The organism is Nitrosomonas sp. Nm33 (genome assembly GCF_900107265.1).
In the GTDB taxonomy this organism is placed as follows: Bacteria; Pseudomonadota; Gammaproteobacteria; order Burkholderiales; family Nitrosomonadaceae; genus Nitrosomonas.
In genome coordinates, this window is the sequence record NZ_FNPJ01000133.1 from 1 (window position 1) to 3,211 (window position 3,211).

Here is a 3,211-nt window from a genome sequence, read left to right on the forward strand (position 1 = left end):
GCTTACACGTTCCGCGAGAAGAAACCTTCACTTAATATCAGATTCACTCAAGCTCTTCCACTTGTAGGGTTGTGATTCTTATGTCGAACTCACGTTAATTAAGATCATGACATATAAAGGAATTTTAGAAATTATCTCATTCACCAGAATAGTGATGCTACTACGAGGTACATCGTCTGTCGCTCCAGGCGCGAATGCGGCGTTGCTCTTTGCTGCAGAGAACGGCCCTGCGGCCTCATCGCGCCTGGCCTCACACCTGGATCACTACACGCTCCACCTCGTCCAACTGCGGTTTTTAGGTTAAATCGAAAATAGTAAAATAACGTAGGAATATTTCCTGCTATGTGTAGGAAATATTCCTATTTTTGTGTAGGAAAATAAACTACATAAATTATATGTTATTTCCATTTATAACATTATAATATTCTCACATAATACTTATAGTTATTAACTGCCTGCATGTTGTGTCGGGTCTGTTCTAATGTTCGAAAGTGGCTGCTGGGTGCACTTTATCTCCTAATGGTTCATAAGCATGGAAAAACTGGTTTTAGATCTCTGTCTGATTTCGCCCGCTCAACCGTTGCTTTGTGATGCTTATCGCCGGATTCTGCGCTTACTGGAGCGAAACCGGAAGTCGGTGGATGTTGTAATTACCAGGAGGGGATTGAACTCGCTACAAGAGGAAGCGGATTGGACAACTGTCCAATCTCTGGCAGATCTTAATTCGAACGAGAGAGAACCGGATATGTACCTTTGCTGGGATTTATCGGCGATCAATGAGGTACTGGGCAGCACCCGCCGTCAGCCAGTGGTTTATGGCGTGACGATCGATAATATATTGCAAGGTGTCCTTCCGGTGCATCCACGCATCGTGGGCTATCTCTCCGATGCGCCATTCCTGCGAGGGATGTTGGTGGGTTGCGGTGTCCCGCTGGATCGGCAATTCAGCTTGACCGCAGAGATAAATACGGAGGATTATCCCTCGCCGAAATCAGCGGTTTCTAAACTGAATAGCGTGCTCTTGTTATCTGATGACACCGTCTTTAGTTCGACGGTGGCAGCTGCCTGCGAAGTCTTAGGAGTGGGGCTCGAGCGCTTGCAGCATGCCGCGAGTGTGCAGGAGATGCCGCCGGAGTTTTATGCTCGTTACAGATGTGTCATCGCAGCGGGTCGAGCAGCACTTCAGGCTGCGGCGGCCGGGGCGACTGTAATTGTAGCAGATGAACGCGGCAGCGCCGGGCTGCTGACACAGGAAAATCTATCGCGGGTTCTCGATGCGCATGCAGGGCCAGCTTGCTTTGAGAACTCCGGCGGGATAGAAACAATTTTGTCAGCTTTGAGAGACAGCCTGGTCGTGGACACGTCTGGCCTGGCCCAGCAGCTTTGTATAAGTCACAGCGAAACAGCGCGTGCGCGTCATTTCACCGTCTGGCTGCGGCAGGTGCGCAAGAACGCTGAAGTAGTGGCTTCTGGCCGGGATAGTAATGTAGGATGGCCTCAATTGCTGAATATCGCGGCGATGACCGCTGCAGCAAGCCAGTGGGCAAGCACAGGGTTAGGCGCTGCCGCAAAAAAGAACTTCAATTTCTCCTCTTTGCCGCCTTCCACCGAAATGCTGGTTGAGTGCGCTATGCCTGTTGCGGTCGAATTAGCGTCACAGCCACGTTTACCGTTCGACCAGTATATCGCCGCCAGTGAAGAGAAAACCTTGGCGTTATTTTTCGGTGAGGGCTGGTCCGGCGGCGAACCGTGGGGGCGTTGGACGGACAGCTCCAAAGCAACTATCCAGTTCGAAACTGAGGTAATAGACGGCAGCAGTGAACTGTTACTCTATCTTCACACTTTTTTGCCGTCAGGCTGCTTGTTCCAGCGAGTGGTTGTAAGTATCAACGGCCATCCTCTGTTATGCTGGAAATTGGACCACACCACGCACAACGTGCCTTTCCGGTTGCCATTGAATCCAGAGTATCTGAATGGAAAAAATGTATATCGAATAAAGTTTGATCTGCCGGATGCCAGTTCGCCTCAATCCTGGGGGAAGAAAGATGTCCGCATGCTTGGCATAGGATTGACAGGTTTTAAACTACGAAGGGTTCTGGAGTAAGCAACTATCCCTCAGGCATCAGTATGGTTTTAATAGCTTATTTCAAACATTGAAATGACCAGTGTTGCTGGTAATAAAACTGTAAATGCAACTGAAGTCTGAAGCTTCAGATAGCTTTATTATTGAAGGCTCAGATAATTCAACATTAAGCACCTTATTAGCTGGGTGCACTATTTCGGTTACGGTTATACGGTCTGACGAAATCAATACTTTCACTCAAAACCTTATTCCTGGCCTGTAAATTCCGATACTTTTAATTTTACTTACGCCTGATTCCTGCGCGGTACGCGGGTTCTGACCCGGTATGGCTACTGCCCAGTCGAGGGACTGGCAATAGGTAACGAACTGCAAACGCTGAACGGCGACTGGCAACCGCTACGGTAGATTGGCCATCAACGTATCACTACACTTTTCGGATTAACCAAGAATGCGCCAGTGCGTATCATCGCAGGAACCTTCAGACCGGCGTTGCCGGGGCGGGATATGTTTGTCTCTCAGATGCCCGGAAGCATTGCTTAACGCCATCCGAGTTGGTACCGCGGAGTGTCTGATCGAATGCTACCCGCGCCGTATCACGGGCCCCATTGTGGAACCGACTCGCACTCTGCTGATTCGTTTTGCGTCGGCAGAGGTCAAAGTCAGCGCGGTAGGTTAAACTGCTATCACCGCATAGCAACGCATTCATAGCATCACTTGCTACACTTTTGAGAAAGTTTCTTGCCAGATATCCATTGTCTTCCATGCGCCCGGTCATCGGTTCCACCGTTTCAATCGAGTCGTTGAAAGTGTGCTTCAGGTGATGCGGATCTGCCACCAAGCAGTTCGGAATACGAGGGCGGCCTTTCTCAGAATACAACCGTTCTTCCACTACAGACCAATGAATCTTCCCTGTCAATCGTACAGCTTGTGGTGCTGGCCCAATATCTATTCCAGTTTCACGCGAAAAAGATCGTCACAAGGATTGTGTTGTTGCTTCTTTGATTTTACTAAAATTTACCGGAGATTAGGGAGCTATAGCTGATCCCATATAAAATGATTTAAAGTGCATAAGCGGTAAAGAGCTGCTCGATGGAGCATCCTTCCTTTTTTCTGATTGTTTTGGCCTGG

General features: G+C 48.8%; 4 protein-coding genes. 3 read left to right on the forward strand and 1 reads right to left on the reverse strand.

The genetic code is table 11. From position 1 onward, the window contains the following. Positions 1 to 106 precede the first annotated feature (106 nt). The 3 genes from BLV54_RS15850 to BLV54_RS17405 all read left to right on the forward strand — a co-directional run bounded on the left by BLV54_RS15850 (position 107) and on the right by BLV54_RS17405 (position 2,488). Entirely contained in the window at positions 107 to 304 is a 198-nt protein-coding gene (locus BLV54_RS15850; RefSeq protein WP_143032549.1) for a hypothetical protein, read from the forward strand. A gap of 228 nt (positions 305 to 532) precedes the next feature. Further along, complete coding sequence (locus BLV54_RS14835; protein WP_090572367.1) at positions 533 to 2,104, forward strand: hypothetical protein; 1,572 nt, start codon at positions 533 to 535, stop codon at positions 2,102 to 2,104. 276 nt (positions 2,105 to 2,380) lie between these two features. Continuing rightward, positions 2,381 to 2,488 (forward strand): Hint domain-containing protein, encoded by a 108-nt coding sequence (locus BLV54_RS17405; RefSeq protein ID WP_371113309.1) that lies wholly within the window; start codon positions 2,381 to 2,383, stop codon positions 2,486 to 2,488. Between the two features lie 73 nt (positions 2,489 to 2,561). Here the strand turns inward: BLV54_RS17405 and BLV54_RS14840 are convergent, their stop codons facing one another. Further along, positions 2,562 to 2,999 (reverse strand): hypothetical protein, encoded by a 438-nt coding sequence (locus BLV54_RS14840; protein ID WP_143032550.1) that lies wholly within the window; start codon positions 2,997 to 2,999, stop codon positions 2,562 to 2,564. Between the last annotated feature and the right edge of the window lie 212 nt (positions 3,000 to 3,211).